We start from the raw sequence: 14,996 nt of genomic DNA on the forward strand, positions 1-14,996 counted from the left end.
ATAAGCAGCATGGAGGCTTTCATCACATGGGTTTTGTTTCCGTACTAAGTTTTGCTCATCAATTAATTAATCAGCGGGCTCAGCCGGGTGATACCGTCGTCGACGCGACCCTTGGCAACGGCGTCGATGCCCTGTTCTTAGCTAAGCTGGTAGGACCCCGCGGCAGCGTGTACGGCTTCGATATCCAGCAGCAAGCGCTGGATCAAACAAAGATGCGTCTGGAGAAAGAACTTCCAGACGCATCTTCTTGCGTGCACATGAGCCTATGCAGCCATGCGCTCATGGAGGCGGCTGTGCCGCAAGACCGCCACGGCAAGGTCGCCGCGGTCACATTCAATCTCGGCTATCTGCCCGGCGCCGATCCCGCAACGATTACGAAGCAGGAATCGACGATTCCTGCTCTCGAGGCTGCCCTCCGCCTGCTCCGCAAAGGCGGTATCGTGACCATCGTGCTCTACAGCGGGCACGATGGAGGCTCGGAAGAAGCTGCGGCCGTCGAAAGCTGGGCCCAGCACCTTCCTCTTGCAGCCTTTCAGGTGCTGCGGTACCAATTCATGAATACCAGCCAGCATGCTCCCTATCTCTTAGCTCTAGAAAAAAGATAGACGCATGTTATAATGCTAGAGAGTGCATCGGCATTATTTTGTAGGAGAAATTAGAGAAGAAAGTAGGGATAGTTTGTGAAATCATACCCGCTTCAATTTCAACCTGAAATGAAAGAACGTGTCTGGGGTGGAAGAGCCCTAGAAAAGTTTGGTTTTCAGCTTCCAGAAGGCGCTATTGGCGAAGGATGGATGATTGGCGATCACCCGAATGGAACGACGAAGGTGATTAATGGCGAATTAGCAGGTCTTGGTCTAGACGAAATTCGCGAAAAATACGGCAAAACGTTATTCGGCACGAAAGGATTTTCCGAAAAAAACGGCCGTTTCCCACTACTCATCAAATTATTGGATTGCGAAGACGACCTTTCCGTACAAGTACATCCGAACGATCATTACAAGAATTTGGCTGCCGGCGAGCTCGGCAAAACAGAGATGTGGTACATCCTTGATGCCAAGCCCGGCGCCAAAATTATATATGGCATGCAAGAAGGTGTTACACGCGAAAGTTTAGCTCAAGCAATAGCTGAGAACCGCATTTTGGACTGCTTACAGGAAGTCCCTGTTGAAGCCGGTGATTCCTTTTACATCCCAGCAGGAACTGTTCATGCCCTTGGCGCTGGCGTCCTAGTTGCCGAGATTCAGCAAAATTCCGATACGACCTATCGTTTGTACGATTATAATCGTCCTGGACTGGACGGTAAACCTCGTGATCTTCATATTGAAGATTCGCTCAACGTTATCGCATATGAAGGCTCCGGCTCCACTCGAATGAAAACAGATTTGAATGAAGCTGGCACTTGGTTAACACTTGCCGAGTCACCATTCTTCACCGTGGAAAAAGGCCTTGTAGGACCGAAATGGGAGCTAAGCACTTCTCCTGAAAGCTTCGTCATCCTCGTTATCGCAGACGGTAACGGATCCCTTCAGTGGGCTGATGGCAGCATCTCCACGAAGCCTGGTGACTGCTTCCTGCTTCCTGCCGATCTTGGCAGCTATGCACTAGAAGGCAGCATGACGGTTATTCGCAGCTACTTGCCTTAATTGTTGTTCGATGAAGAACGTCCCACTCATCTTTGATGAATATGGGGCGTTTTTTTGTTATGCCTAAGATGCATGTGAGCTTGCGCGTTGGGGAACACCAACTGGCGTGGAGATCAGTTTGGGGCTTACTTGAATTGGTCCTATCATCAAATTAGATGTAAAAAGTGCATCTAATTTAACCAATATGCTCGATTCCATGAGAATACATGTAAAAAGTACATCTAATTCGACGAATATGCTCCGTTTTGGAGGAATATGCGGAAATCAGATGCGCTAAATACATCTAATTTCCTGAAACTGATGACAAGGCCGATATTAGATGCACTATTTGCATCTAAATGAGAAGGCACATAATACTACTCAGAAATGTCTGATTGGGGTCATTTTGCTGATATATTGTTTACTTGGAGCAGTAAGCTATATGATGGATTAGTCCAAAAAGGCTCTCCACCTATCATCTCTAAGATGATTGTGGAGAGCCTTTTCTATTTCCAGCTATTATTCTTCGGATAAGCTGCTTTCTTTGAGAATAACGTCGTGTGCTCCGCCTTCAACGAGGCTGGTTGCGGAAACGAGTGCAATTCTCGCTTTGCTCTTCAGCTCGTCCAAGCTTAATGATCCACAGTTGCACATCGTTGACTTTATTTTGCCAAGCGTCTTGTCCAGGTTCTCCTGTAGGCTTCCAGCATATGGAACATAGGAATCGACGCCTTCCTCAAACAAGAGCTTGTTTTTGCCGCCCGTATCATAACGCTGCCAGTTGCGGGCACGGTTTGAGCCTTCTCCCCAGTATTCTTTCACGAAGTTGTTGCCAACTTTCAGCTTTCTGGTCGGGCTCTCATCGAAACGTGCGAAATATCTGCCCAGCATGACAAAGTCAGCGCCCATAGCCAAGGCTAATGTAATATGGTAGTCATGTACGATACCACCATCGGAACAGATTGGAATGTAGGTACCTGTTTCTTTGAAGTATTGGTCTCTAGCTTCAACAACTTCCATGAGGGAAGAAGCTTGTCCGCGACCAATCCCCTTTTGCTCCCTAGTGATACAGATAGATCCGCCGCCGATGCCGACTTTAATGAAGTCAGCTCCTGATTCCACAAGATAAAGGAACCCTTCACGGTCTACAACGTTACCTGCACCGATCTTCACATTGAAATTCTCTTTCACATACTGAACCGTTTCCCGCTGCCATTCGCTGTAACCGTCCGAAGAATCGATGACCAGAATGTCTACTCCCGCTTCAACAAGCGCAGGCACTCTCTCTTTGTAATCCTTCGTATTAATCCCCGCACCAACAATATAGCTTTTATTAGCGTCCAACAGCTCCATCGGATTTTCTTTATGCTCATCATAATCCTTGCGGAAAACGAGGGTGTCGAGCTTCTGATGCTCATCCACAATCGGTAAACAATTCAGCTTGTGATCCCAAATTAAATTGTTTGCTTCCGATAAAGTAATTCCTGATTTGCCATAAATCAGTTTATCAAAAGGCGTCATAAATTGTTGGATTTGTCGATCCAGAGGGTCACGACTTGTCCGGTAATCACGCCCTGTTACAATACCAAGCAATTTTCCATTCGCTGTACCATCGTCGGTAATGGCAACTGTAGAATGACCTGTTTCCTCTTTCAACGCCAGTACATCACTTAGCGTATGCTGGGGAGTTAAGTTCGAGCGGCTAACTACAAACCCTGCCTTGTACCCTTTTACTTTACGTACCATCAGTGCTTCTTCTTCAATCGATTGCGAGCCAAAGATAAACGAAATCCCGCCACTCCGCGCCAAAGCAATCGCCATTCCATGATCGGATACAGCCTGCATGACAGCAGATGAAAACGGGATATTAAGCGAGATCGCAGGCTCCTCGCCTTTATTGAATTTAACTAATGGTGTCTTGAGCTTCACATTCGCCGGTGTACATTCCTTCGTTGTAAGATTAGGAATCAACAAAAACTCACTAAACGTGCGGGATGGTTCTAAGTAATACGTAGCCACTTTATGATTTCCTCCTAATATAGGGATCTTTGAGCGTAGCTCAAAGTCTCTCCGCTCTGGGATCTTTGAGCGTAGCTCAAAGTCTCTCCGCTCTGGGATCTTTGAGCGTAGCTCAAAGTCTCTCCGCTCTGGGATCTTTGAGCGTAGCTCAAAGTCTCTCCGCTCTGGGATCTTTGAGCGTAGCTCAAAGTCTCTCCGCTCTGGGATCTTTGAGCGTAGCTCTCTCCGCTCTGGGATCCATGGGTAAATTTTTTCAATCTTATCACTGAACCTTACCTGTGGTCAATGGATTTTTTTAGCAGATACCAATAAAGGCGTTACAAAACGGCAACCTATCGGCAGCTCGCTCTGTAACGCCTAAAAACCAATTTTACACCGGCTATTCGCGGGCGTATTTCACGCATCGCTAACATGTAGCCGTTTTTCCAAAAGATGGACGGACTTAAAGCGGCTTCTTGCCCTCATTTTCGATAAGTGGATCCCGCTCGTTATCTTCGATGATGTTACGGGTAGAGTTGCGAAACTCGCGGAGCGTATCTCCGAACGCTCGCCCAAGCTGCGGCAGCTTAGACGGACCGAACACGATTAAAGCGATAGCCAGAATTAACACTAAACCTGATACACCAATATTGTTAAACATGAACATCATCCTCTTTTCTTTGTGCTTAATTGAAAGTCAGCTGTTTGCAGGACTTTCCTGCATGGTTCGCCATTGCCAGCCCGCAACCATTACACTAATTTCAAACAACAGGATTAATGGCACCGTGACCGATAGATGAGATATCATATCGGGCGGGGAGATACATGAGCCTATGATCGCTAAACCAACGTAGGCGTATTTTCTCGTCATTTTCAATCGCTGCGGCGTCAGCAGACCGATTCTTGTTAGAAATAGAACGACTACAGGCAATTCAAAGGCGATTGCCATGGGGAATACAACTTCGAACAAAAACGAAAAGTAGCGGTCGATTCCATACGTTTCCACAGCGCCGACCGTGTGATTCATACGTATCATAAAACGAATCATCATCGGGAATACCACCCAATAGCTGAACGATACCCCGATAATGAACAGTGCAAATGACACCGGTATGTATGGAAGGGTGCTCTTAGCCTCCGCGTCCGTAAGACCAGGACGAACGAATGCCCATACTTGATAAAGCAGCACTGGAACTGTGAACAATAAAGCAACCAGGAATGCGCACTTCATGTAGATCATCAGCCCGTCCGTGAACGAGAACACGTTCCAATTTATCTCGCCCACCAAAGGTTGTGATTTCATATACCGCAGGATTCTAGGCGAAACATATAACCCGACGCTTAGTGTAACCACAAACCATGCGAACACAATCAGCAAACGTTTGCGGACTTCAGTCAAATGATAGATCCAATCTTCCTGCTCCATCCCTTCACCCCATTAAACAAAGTCCTATGCCCTACCTTGATTAAACAATCATTCCACCTTGTTTCAAATATTTCGCAATCCCTTCTACTGCCCGATAGGCAAGTGCCCCGACCGTACCCGTAGGGTTGTAGCCGCTGTTGTGTGCAAAAGCTGATGCTCCAACAACGAAAACATTTTCAGCATCCCACATTTGCAAGTAGGAATTTACGGCTGAAGTTGAAGGTTCTGCTCCCATAATGACGCCCCCGGTATTGTGCGTAGATTGATAAGGGACGATATTGTAAGGTCCAAGTTGATCCGAGGAGCCAATTGTCGTAGCCTTCATTTCCTTCATGATTTCGGCTGCCTTGCCAGCCATGAATTTAACCATTTGCCGATCCTGCTCCTCAAAATCGAATGTAACCCTGGGAAGCGGCAGGCCATAAGCATCTTTATAGGTAGGATCCAAGTCCACATAATGATGCTTCCACGGCAAACTGCTGCCCTGAGGAGAAACAGAAAGTACACTGTTCGCATATTTTAGTGACTTTTGCTTGAAGTCTTTACCCCATGTCGGTGTTCCTTTCGGAACGGAGTTGGTAGCGATGGGCCGCTGCCCCGTCTGTGAAATGCGCATTCCTGCGCCATGAAGAAAATTGAGGTTGCTGTGGTCAAAATTATCTCCATTGAAATCAGGAATTTCCATGCCAAGTGATCCTGCGCCGGCATACAAATTGAATTCCTTATCGTCAAAAAATCCGGCGGCTGAGCCTCCATTGGTCTGATAGCAATAATTTTTCCCGATAACTCCTTTGCCGGTAGCTGGATCGTAAGGCTTGCCCAATTTAGAGGTCAACAAGAGCTTGATGTTGTTGAAGACGTAGCTCGCCATAATGACCACATCAGCCGGCTGCTCAAACTGTTCTCCTGTCACCGTGTTGACATATACAACGCCGCTTGCCTTTTTTCCGTCATTGAGAATTTGAATGACATTTGAATAGGTGCGCAGCTCAAAATTTCCTGATTTCTGAGCAATAGGCAGTACAGTGACCACGGCATCTGCCTTGGCTCCGTATTCACAACCAAAGCGCTCGCAATAGCCACAGTATTGACACGCTGCCCGAGTGACCCCATCCGGATTCGTATATTGTTCCGACAGATTCGCCGATGGCATCATATAGGGATGATAACCCAGCTCTTTCGTCGCTTCTTCAAACAGCTTCAAGATCGGAGTTTTCACCATCGGTTTGGTTGGAAAAGGGCTCGAACGCTTCCCTACCAATGGGTTTTGGTCTGGGTCGCCGGAAATTCCCGCCATCTTCTCGAATTTGTCAAAATACGGCTCTAATTGATCGTAGGTAATACCCCAATCCTGAATGGTCATTCCATCCGGTATTTTCTGTTTTCCGTACCGCTCTACCGTTTTACTATAAATTTCAAAATCGTAAGGAAGGAACCGATAGGTTTGCCCGTTCCAGTGTATGCTTGCTCCGCCAAGTCCCTCCCCGAGCAGGAAAGAACCGTGTTCACGCATCGGCACTGCGGTCATTTTCTCCGTATTGCGAAACGTCACCGTTTCCTTCGATAGATCCTGCATGAGATCCAGCCGCTGAGCATAGCGCAGTTCATCATGCACCATGTAGTAATCCTGTGTGCTTCGCGGCTTACCGCGTTCCAATCCAACTACCTTAACCCCTTGCTTCGTCAATTCCGCGGCAATGATGCCTCCGACCCATCCCATTCCAACAATCACAACGGGAACTTTCGGCATTTTTGTAGCCATATACTCTTTCCTTTCTCACTTGTATTTGTTGTCACTAATGTGCGAAATGATCATGCAAACTACGCGGATCCATGACCACGAATTGATCCTTCTCCATAATGCCTGCGTAAGTCATCTGATTACCTGGATATTTACGCATCTTCCATCCCAACATGTTCTTGTTACCCCCATACAGCGGATCGCAGTAAACGCCCTCCATGGTCAGCCTTAAGAACAAATTAAAGAATGTTTTGCCCGTTATTCCGTTAATAACCATGATCTCGCCTTTTTCCATGGAAGTCAGAATAGCGTCCTTCTCTTCCGGTGCCAAGTCAACAAAGGATTTAGAATATTTGGTTTTGCTAGCCTCTTCCATACTGTGAAGCCCCATCGTGAATAACTCGTTGCGATTGATGCTTTGGTAATCCCCTTGAGTCACTTCCCCTTTTACAAAAGGACCTGTCCGATACTCACGGGAATTCACACCCCATGGACTGGCCATTTGATGGTCAATGTAAAAAGCAACGCCCAAATCTGTCGCTCCCGGTCCAGTTTCATCTTTGGGGAAAATACGCTCAGCCGCAGCTTCCGTCAACTGAAGCTGCGCTTGATTGAAAAACATAGGGGCTTGATTGTAATCTGCTGCAGCTTGTGGCGCTGTAGATGGTGCTGGTGCAGGAGCCGCCTGTTTTTTTCCAAATCCCCCCGAAAGCGCACTGCCGACTACGCCCCCCACTACGACACCGCCAATAGCCGTACCGGTATATTTCAAAAAACTACGCCGTGAGTGATCTGGAGAGCTTCCTTTGTTATTGTCCGCCAATTTCTCATTCCTCCTTGGAGTTTTTAGTATAAATTGGTTGTTATGGATAGGATGAGCGACCCGTTCATTAATTATTCCGATTGCATGAAAAGTAGCGAATTCGGGAAATGTAGTGACAGAACTCGAATGAAGTAAAAGAAGGAGAATGATACAGTTGAACAAATCATTTCTATGCCTCTTTCTATTGTTAGCCTTCTCCCTAGCTGCCTGTGGGAAGACGACACCTCCGGCAACAACGGGAACTCCAGGAGCAACAGGAACCCCAGCAGCAACTAGCAGCGGGGCAACAACCAAAGTCGACGCCCAAGCTGTTTTTAAACAAACCTGCGTGAGTTGCCATGGCGTTAACCTTGAGGGTGCAGTAGGACCTAATTTACAGAAAGAAGGCAGTAAGCGTTCCAAGGACGAGCTTGCAACGATTATTACGAATGGCAAAGGCGCGATGCCCAGCTTCAAAGGGAAGCTTACGGATGATGAAATCAGCTCTCTAGCTGTTTGGCTTGCAGACAAGAAATAATGGTTGCAAAAAAAGCTTCGCTCTCCGAGAAGGAAAGCGAAGCTTTTTTATGTTGTCGCCAATTGGCGCAGCGGCATGGTGTAGTAGCTGGCCGGCTGCTGCGCGTCCGGCGGGAAGTGCACAACAAGCAGCTCTTTGCTGCTTTCGTCGATCTCCCCGCTCTGCAGATATGTCTGCAAAGCGAAAGGAAGCACCTCAAGCATCGCGTGCTTGTGGAGATCTTTTTCATTGATGCGGAGGCTCTGGAAGTCGCCGCTGACGAGCTCAGGCTGCTCAGCCAGCAGCCTCAGGTACGCGTTCTGCTCGGACTTCTCCAAGGTGAAGTCCCACCAGATTTTGCGCGGCTTATATTTATGACCCAGGAAATAATCCAATTTCATCAGGCTTTCAATGACGTGCATGTTTTTGGTTTCACGATGCATCAGGAAATCGCGCAAGCGGGTAAACAGATCCTCGAGCTGATGCCCAATCTTCTGCCAACCGCGGCCTTCCCAGAAGTCGCCGAACTCTTGAAAGAAATCAAACGCAGAAGCGAATTCTTTGGCGATTAAATATTTGACCGTATGATCCATACGGTGAGCATTCCAATATTTCTCAAGCACATCCTCCACCCGTTTGATGCGAATCAAATCAGTGAATGGCAGAATGTCATTGCCGAGAATCTCGTAAGGCGCGTGGTCCATGTAAACGTAGCCGTATTTATGCGCGTCTTTGCGCATACCCGTGCCGCGCAGCATTTTCAGGAATCCGAGCTGCAGTTCTTCCGGTCCTAGTTCAAAAACATCGTTAAATGTCTTCCGAAACGAGTTGTAATCCTCTTCCGGCAAGCCGGCTATCAGATCGAGATGCTGATCGATTTTCAGGCTATTTTTCACCTTAGATACCGTACGGCTCAGCTTGAAGAAATTCTGCCTGCGCTGCACCAAATCATTGGTTGTATCATTCGTAGATTGGACCCCGATCTCAAAGCGGAATGTACCCGGAGGGGCATTCTCAGCTAGGTAATCGAGTACCTCAGGGCGCATGATATCCGCAGTAATCTCAAACTGAAACACGGTGCCGCGATGATTGGCAATGAGGAATTCAAAGATTTCCATCGCATAATCACGCTTAATATTAAACGTCCGATCCACGAACTTGATTAGCTTCGCACCGGAGTCGATTAAGTAAAGCAGGTCGGACTTCGTACGTTCCATATCAAAATACCGCACACCAACCTCAATACTCGACAGGCAGAATTGACAGGAGAAGGGGCAGCCACGGCTCGTCTCGAAATACACAACGCGATTAGCCAGACTCGGCACATCCTCTGCAAAACGGTGCGGAGAAGGGATATCATCCAGCTTCAGTTTAGGTCTGCCCGGCATCAGTACGACTTCCTCGCCTTTGCGATAGGCCAGTCCATATACAAAATGATATTTGCGAGTCGTCGAAATCTCCGTCAGCAGTTGGTGGAAGGTCTCTTCCCCTTCGCCCATCACAATGAAATCGACCTCAGGAATGCGATTCATCCAGTATTCGGTATCATAAGAAACCTCTGGGCCGCCAAGCATGATTAGGAGATCTGGCCGAATCTTTTTGATCATTTTAATAATCGTTATCGTTTCTTCAATGTTCCAAATATAACAAGAAAAACCCAATACATCCGGGGCCTTTTGATAAATGTCCGAAACGACGTTCATGACAGGGTCTTTTATCGTATATTCTGTAATTTCAACGTCAAAATCCTTCTCGCAAAACGCTTTTAGATAGCGTAAGGCTAAGGAGGTATGAATGAATTTGGCATTAAGTGTGGATACAAGTACTTTCATTATCAAAAAACCTCGTTCTGTTCTCGTTTATCGTACTATCTAATTCTACACGAAAACCGAGGAAATACAAAGGCAAGCCCTCCCAAAGATGACTAAAGAACCATATCATCATCCAACTGAGGGTTCTCATAAGGGAACTGCAAATAGGAGGCTTCCTGAATCGCATTTTTCCACTTTTCGGCATGAGAATACAGCTGATCTTCGACTTCTTGCATTCTTTGTTGCAATTCACCGGTATTTTCAGCAGGGCCACTTTGCAAAGCCTTTTGCAGGGTGGTGCGCTCTTCGAACCATTGCGTTAATTGATATAATAGCATAAGGAATTCCCACCTTTTCTCACATGTAGTGCTGCAGCATGTAAGTAGAAGTGTTCCCTTTTTTGTAGGTGGGCATACAAAGGCTGCCGGGGCAAATGGCGGATAAGTAACTTTCCACTGGGATGTACCTAGAAAGTCGCGCGATAGATAGGATCTTCCCTCATAGCGTTTCTTTTGCTTTTGCGAACGTGGTATATTGTAAGGTGAATGATCTGACCGAAAGGTAAGCGATCGCAATAGGAGGTCTTTTTTATGCAAAAGAAGCCAGATAAGTTTCAAGGTCCAAATAAAAATCAGAACCAGAATCCCAAATCCAAACAAACTAAGAGTCAGAATCCTATTACGTCAAAAGGAAGCCAAGAGATGAGTACTCGCCAGTACACCGTAAAGGAGTCCTCTGAGCTACTACCTTTTTTAATAGAAAAGCTTTCGAGTTTGGGCCGTAATTCGGTAAAAGCCATACTTGCCCGTGGACAAGTCGCAGTGAATGGCAAAGCCGTAACAGCTTACAACTATCCCTTGCAGCCAGAACAAACGGTCACCATTAACAAAGATAAAATCGTCGAAGATATCCCTCTCGCTGGCATGAGCATTTTGCATGAAGATGAAGATGTGATTGTCATTCAAAAGGATGCCGGGCTATTATCTATCGCCACAAATACCAAAGAAAATGAGATTACGGCCTATCGCCAGCTTACGGCCCATGTTCGAAACCACGATCCGAAGGCAAGGATTTTCGTTGTACATAGACTGGATCGAGATACATCCGGCGTGATGATGTTTGCCAAAAACGAAAAGGTTCAGCAGCACCTGCAGAACACTTGGCAGGAAAGTGTCAAAGAGCGCACTTATGTTGCCCTGGTTGAAGGCATGGTGAAAAAGCCCGAAGGGACCATTTCCTCATGGCTCAAAGAGCATACGAAGTCGCTTAAAATGTTTTCGACGCCGTATCCGAATGATGGACAGCACGCAGTTACGCATTATAAAACGTTACAAGCGAACAAGAGCTTCTCACTGTTAGAGGTTAATCTCGAGACCGGCCGCAAAAATCAAATCCGCGTTCATATGCAGGACATTGGCCACCCCGTTGTTGGCGATAAGAAATACGGTTCAAAAACGAAGGAAATTGGCCGTCTTGGACTTCATGCGCGTGTGCTTGCCTTTTTGCATCCGACAACGGGTCAGCTGCTGCGATTTGAGACGCATATTCCGAAGGTGTTTATGAATCCATTTAAAGAGTTGCCAGCGAAGAAATAATTGGCTTGGGGAGCGATAAGAGATGCAAATCGTTGTACTTGATGGCTACACACTAAATCCCGGAGATCTGGACTGGAGCGGATTAGATTCACTCGGCGAGCTTGTTGTTTATGATCGAACTGCTGAGTCACAGATCCTTGAACGTGCTGCTGATGCAGAGATTGTATTAACGAATAAGACCCCGCTATCCGCTCAAATGATTCAACACTTGCCTAAGCTTCGCTATATCGGCGTACTTGCGACCGGATACAATATCGTTGATATTCAGGCAGCCAAGGAAAATGGCATTATTGTCGCTAATGTTCCTGCTTACAGTACTAATTCTGTTGCTCAGCTGGTCTTTGCTTTGTTATTGGAGTTTTGCCATCGGGTGCAGCAGCATAGTGACAGCGTGCTTAATGGGGATTGGGTTGGGTCGATTGATTTCAGCTACAGCCGGTCTCCGCTCGTCGAGTTGAGTGGCAAAACCTTGGGACTGATTGGCCTGGGACAAATCGGCAAACAAACCGCGTTGATTGCGCAGGCGATGGGAATGAAGGTTATCGCGACTGGTAGCGGAAGAAATATCCCTCAACCTGTTGAGGGCATCGAGTGGGTGCATATCGACGAGCTGCTGCAGCGCTCAGATGTCATTAGTCTGCACTGCCCGCTGACACCGGCAACGAATCATTTGATAGATGCTGCACGGATCGCTAAGATGAAACCGACGGCTATTATCATTAATACAGCACGAGGCGGTCTTCTCCATGAGAAAGATGTCGCTCATGCTTTGAACGAAGGCAGATTGGCGGGAGCCGGTCTCGATGTGCTGACCTTAGAACCGCCTCAGCCGGACAATCCTTTGCTGCACGCGAGAAATGTGATTATTACCCCGCATATTGCTTGGGCTACTAAAGAAGCACGAGCAAGACTGATGGATACGGCGATTGGTAACGTGCGTGCTTATCTAGATGGGCGTCCGGTGAATGTGATTGGGTAGTGTTGGAGTGAGTGAGTGCGTGCGTGCGTGAGTGAATGCGATGGATTTAGCGATGTTTTACAGCGCTAACGTAGCACATTTCCTGCTCATGCACACTTTAGCGATGAAAAACATCGCTACGGCGAGCAAATTAGGCTATTTCACTTGGAGACGGCAGTTTTAAGCATGCTTTATATCGCTAACGTAACACATTTCCTGCTCATGCACACTTTAGCGATGAAAAACATCGCTACGGCGAGAAAATTAGATTATTTCACTTTGGGACGGCAGTTTTAAGGATGTATTATATCGCTAACGTAGCACATTTCCTGCTCATGCACACTTTAGCGATGAAAAACATCGCTACGGGGCTTGAACTGGGAAAACCAGCTGAGCTGACATGCTCTCGCGCCCTGCGAAGATGATTGAAATCAGCCTTAGGGACGAAAAGACCACCGTGTTTGGGTTCACTCCCAAAACGGTGGTCTTTCAACGTTCACAACTATGTGGGCTGCGGGTATCCACAGCACTTGATATTTTGGCCGCTTAAGTGCTAGTGCACTTACGCGGTTTTTCGCTTGAGCTATTATTTAAGCAGGGCCGCATAATCCATCTGCGGCACAAGCCCTTCCTCCGCAGCCCGCTGGAGCAAGGTCAAGACGGCGCCATAGCCGCTTTCACCTAGATCAGCGGTAAATTCATTCACGTACAGGTCGATGTGCGCCTCAGCGACCTGCGGGTCCATCTCCTGCGCGTGCTCCATGACGTAGTCGCGCGATGCTTCCGGATGCGCCCACGCGTATTCGACTGAGGCGCGGGCCCAGCCCGCAAGCGCCTCAAGATCCATAGAGCGCCTTGCAATGATGGCGCCTAGAGGGATCGGCAGGTTGGTGTCCGACTCCCACCAACTGCCCAGATCTGTAAGAAGCGCTAACCCGTAAGACGGGTAAGTGAAGCGCGCTTCATGAATGACGAGGCCAGCATCGATGAGGCCGTCCCGCACCGCGGGCATGATCTCGTGGAACGGCATGACCACGATTTCACCAACGCCGCCCGGAACGTTCTGTGCCGCCCAGAGGCGGAACAGTAAGTACGCGGTCGAGCGCTCGCTCGGCACAGCGACCCGGCGGCCGCTGAGCATGGCCGGGTCTAGCGTTGTTCCCACTGGTCCATCTGTCTCCATTGTTCCCGCAGTCCCCGCTGTCCCCTCTGTATCGCTGATCTTCGTCAGCACCAACGGTCCGCAACCTCTGCCCAAAGCACCGCCGCAGGGCAGAAGAGCATAGTCTTTCAGCACCCAAGGCAGTGCTGCATAAGAGATCTTGAGGACATCCGGCCCGCTGCCTTCAGCAGCTAGCTTGTTCGTAATGTCGATATCGGCATATAAGACATCCAGCTCGGGGGCACCTGGGATTAACCCATGCGCCCAAGCATGGAACACGAATGTATCGTTTGGACATGGTGAGTAAGCAATCTTCATATTAAAGCACCTCCGCTAGGACTGAACTTGCTGCTTCTAAAGCTTTCAAGGCATCACCGATACGCCAAGCGTCTCGATCGCGAGGACCGACCGCGTTGGAGATGGCGCGTATCTCCAGCACAGGCACACCGCGCTGCTGCGCTGCTGTCGCAATGCCGAAGCCTTCCATGCCTTCGGCAGCGGCTCCAGGAACTCGCGCAGCCAGCGCGGCCGCTGTCGCTGCCGTCCCGGTGGCCGTTGCTACCGTGAGCACTGGCGCCATCTGCGCCTGCAGACCAGCGGCTAACAACGCCGACGTCACTCGCTCGGCTGCATCTGCAGCAACATTTACGCGCGTCGAGCCGAAGCCAAGCTCGTCCAAGCTGCTGAAGCCTTCCAGCAGCTCCACGCCAAGGTCAGCGGCGATGATCTCGCTTGATACAACAAGCGAGCCTATCTCCGCTTGGCCTACAAATCCGCCGGCAATACCGGCGATTACAACCAAATCATATTCAGCTTTCGCAAGCTCTATCGCTCCGTTCACTGCTGCCGCAGCAAGCCCAACGCCTGCTAAGGCAAATTCAAACCTGCTGTCGTGGCCTAGGCCCCGCTGAACAGCATCCCTTTCAGGGGCCACGGCCGTCATTACAAGTACGCGCATCGTTGTTCCTATCCCCTTTATAAAAAATAACCTACCTACGTTTATTTTACATGACCATGCTCCCCTTCACCAGTGCGCTTTATAAACCTCCACTTACGACACAAACATACTATGATTCTATTAATTAGTCGTATCGTTAGTTTACTAACCCTAATTGGGTATTTTACTAGCATTTGCGCGAATGTAACATTGACAAATGTTATGGAATACGATAATTCGTTGGATACAGTTCCCCTTCCTCGCCCCTGCCCCATTGCATGGGGCTTTTATTTATCGTTGGAGTTACAGTTTCTTACAAGCACAGTACGCGGAACAAATTGGGTAATCGCCGTGTCTCTCTGCGCAAGTGTACATAGACTGTTGCTATGATTCAAATATCATAGCTTTACAAAAATTAAGGGGA

Annotated in this window: 14 protein-coding genes; 5 read left to right on the plus strand and 9 right to left on the minus strand. The window is 48.1% G+C overall.

Features of this window, described 5'->3' with window-relative positions:
- The first annotated feature begins 26 nt into the window (after nt 1–26).
- Nucleotides 27–605 carry a tRNA 5-(aminomethyl)-2-thiouridylate-methyltransferase MnmM gene (gene mnmM / locus ACBP55_RS32400; protein WP_029199193.1) on the plus strand — a complete coding sequence of 193 codons (579 nt, stop codon included), beginning with the start codon at nt 27–29 and terminating at the stop codon, nt 603–605.
- Nucleotides 606–680: 75 nt separating this feature from the next.
- On the plus strand, nt 681–1,646 hold the full coding sequence (locus tag ACBP55_RS32405; protein WP_464647579.1) for a type I phosphomannose isomerase catalytic subunit: 966 nt from the start codon (nt 681–683) through the stop codon (nt 1,644–1,646).
- A gap of 498 nt (nt 1,647–2,144) precedes the next feature.
- Here the strand turns inward: ACBP55_RS32405 and ACBP55_RS32410 are convergent, their stop codons facing one another.
- The 5 genes from ACBP55_RS32410 to ACBP55_RS32430 form a co-directional block, all read right to left on the minus strand.
- Nucleotides 2,145–3,644: an IMP dehydrogenase gene (locus ACBP55_RS32410; protein ID WP_464647581.1), complete on the minus strand. Its 1,500-nt coding sequence runs from the start codon at nt 3,642–3,644 to the stop codon at nt 2,145–2,147.
- A 442-nt stretch (nt 3,645–4,086) separates the two neighbouring features.
- A complete protein-coding gene (locus ACBP55_RS32415; protein ID WP_047681186.1) occupies nt 4,087–4,284 on the minus strand; it encodes a twin-arginine translocase TatA/TatE family subunit in 198 nt (65 codons plus the stop codon).
- Nucleotides 4,285–4,320: 36 nt separating this feature from the next.
- A complete protein-coding gene (gene tatC / locus ACBP55_RS32420) occupies nt 4,321–5,049 on the minus strand; it encodes a twin-arginine translocase subunit TatC (protein WP_464647583.1) in 729 nt (242 codons plus the stop codon).
- 40 nt (nt 5,050–5,089) lie between these two features.
- Entirely contained in the window at nt 5,090–6,811 is a 1,722-nt protein-coding gene (locus ACBP55_RS32425) for a GMC family oxidoreductase (protein WP_464647585.1), read from the minus strand.
- A 34-nt stretch (nt 6,812–6,845) separates the two neighbouring features.
- Complete coding sequence (locus ACBP55_RS32430) at nt 6,846–7,613, minus strand: gluconate 2-dehydrogenase subunit 3 family protein (protein WP_464647587.1); 768 nt, start codon at nt 7,611–7,613, stop codon at nt 6,846–6,848.
- 145 nt (nt 7,614–7,758) lie between these two features.
- Here ACBP55_RS32430 and ACBP55_RS32435 point away from each other — a divergent pair, with 145 nt between their 5' ends.
- A complete protein-coding gene (locus tag ACBP55_RS32435) occupies nt 7,759–8,130 on the plus strand; it encodes a c-type cytochrome (RefSeq protein WP_464647589.1) in 372 nt (123 codons plus the stop codon).
- Nucleotides 8,131–8,177: 47 nt separating this feature from the next.
- Here ACBP55_RS32435 and ACBP55_RS32440 read toward each other — a convergent pair whose 3' ends face one another.
- Both ACBP55_RS32440 and ACBP55_RS32445 read right to left on the minus strand, forming a co-directional pair.
- Nucleotides 8,178–9,941 carry a B12-binding domain-containing radical SAM protein gene (locus ACBP55_RS32440; RefSeq protein WP_464647590.1) on the minus strand — a complete coding sequence of 588 codons (1,764 nt, stop codon included), beginning with the start codon at nt 9,939–9,941 and terminating at the stop codon, nt 8,178–8,180.
- A gap of 92 nt (nt 9,942–10,033) precedes the next feature.
- Nucleotides 10,034–10,258, minus strand: coding sequence for a hypothetical protein (locus ACBP55_RS32445; RefSeq protein WP_036635713.1), 225 nt, complete (start codon nt 10,256–10,258; stop codon nt 10,034–10,036).
- Between the two features lie 252 nt (nt 10,259–10,510).
- Here ACBP55_RS32445 and ACBP55_RS32450 point away from each other — a divergent pair, with 252 nt between their 5' ends.
- Both ACBP55_RS32450 and ACBP55_RS32455 read left to right on the plus strand, forming a co-directional pair.
- Nucleotides 10,511–11,515 carry an RluA family pseudouridine synthase gene (locus tag ACBP55_RS32450; protein WP_464647592.1) on the plus strand — a complete coding sequence of 335 codons (1,005 nt, stop codon included), beginning with the start codon at nt 10,511–10,513 and terminating at the stop codon, nt 11,513–11,515.
- 22 nt (nt 11,516–11,537) lie between these two features.
- Entirely contained in the window at nt 11,538–12,494 is a 957-nt protein-coding gene (locus ACBP55_RS32455) for a D-2-hydroxyacid dehydrogenase (RefSeq protein ID WP_464647594.1), read from the plus strand.
- Nucleotides 12,495–13,059: 565 nt separating this feature from the next.
- Here the strand turns inward: ACBP55_RS32455 and ACBP55_RS32460 are convergent.
- Together ACBP55_RS32460 and ACBP55_RS32465 are read right to left on the minus strand one after the other, a co-directional pair.
- On the minus strand, nt 13,060–13,953 hold the full coding sequence (locus ACBP55_RS32460) for a 1,4-dihydroxy-6-naphthoate synthase (RefSeq protein WP_464647596.1): 894 nt from the start codon (nt 13,951–13,953) through the stop codon (nt 13,060–13,062).
- 1 nt (nt 13,954) lies between these two features.
- Nucleotides 13,955–14,593, minus strand: coding sequence for a futalosine hydrolase (locus ACBP55_RS32465; RefSeq protein ID WP_464647598.1), 639 nt, complete (start codon nt 14,591–14,593; stop codon nt 13,955–13,957).
- Between the last annotated feature and the right edge of the window lie 403 nt (nt 14,594–14,996).

It is taken from the genome of Paenibacillus sp. WG02 (assembly GCF_055396115.1).

Bases quoted from the DNA above. Each gene is read 5' to 3' on its own strand.
- ACBP55_RS32445 (WP_036635713.1), bottom strand. From the start codon at position 10,258: ATGCTATTATATCAATTAACGCAATGGTTCGAAGAGCGCACCACCCTG.
- ACBP55_RS32460 (WP_464647596.1), bottom strand. From the start codon at position 13,953: ATGAAGATTGCTTACTCACCATGTCCAAACGATACATTCGTGTTCCAT.
- tatC (WP_464647583.1), bottom strand. From the start codon at position 5,049: ATGGAGCAGGAAGATTGGATCTATCATTTGACTGAAGTCCGCAAACGT.
- ACBP55_RS32455 (WP_464647594.1), top strand. From the start codon at position 11,538: ATGCAAATCGTTGTACTTGATGGCTACACACTAAATCCCGGAGATCTG.
- ACBP55_RS32435 (WP_464647589.1), top strand. From the start codon at position 7,759: ATGATACAGTTGAACAAATCATTTCTATGCCTCTTTCTATTGTTAGCC.
- ACBP55_RS32425 (WP_464647585.1), bottom strand. From the start codon at position 6,811: ATGGCTACAAAAATGCCGAAAGTTCCCGTTGTGATTGTTGGAATGGGA.
- ACBP55_RS32440 (WP_464647590.1), bottom strand. From the start codon at position 9,941: ATGAAAGTACTTGTATCCACACTTAATGCCAAATTCATTCATACCTCC.
- mnmM (WP_029199193.1), top strand. From the start codon at position 27: ATGGGTTTTGTTTCCGTACTAAGTTTTGCTCATCAATTAATTAATCAG.
- ACBP55_RS32465 (WP_464647598.1), bottom strand. From the start codon at position 14,593: ATGCGCGTACTTGTAATGACGGCCGTGGCCCCTGAAAGGGATGCTGTT.
- ACBP55_RS32415 (WP_047681186.1), bottom strand. From the start codon at position 4,284: ATGTTTAACAATATTGGTGTATCAGGTTTAGTGTTAATTCTGGCTATC.
- ACBP55_RS32450 (WP_464647592.1), top strand. From the start codon at position 10,511: ATGCAAAAGAAGCCAGATAAGTTTCAAGGTCCAAATAAAAATCAGAAC.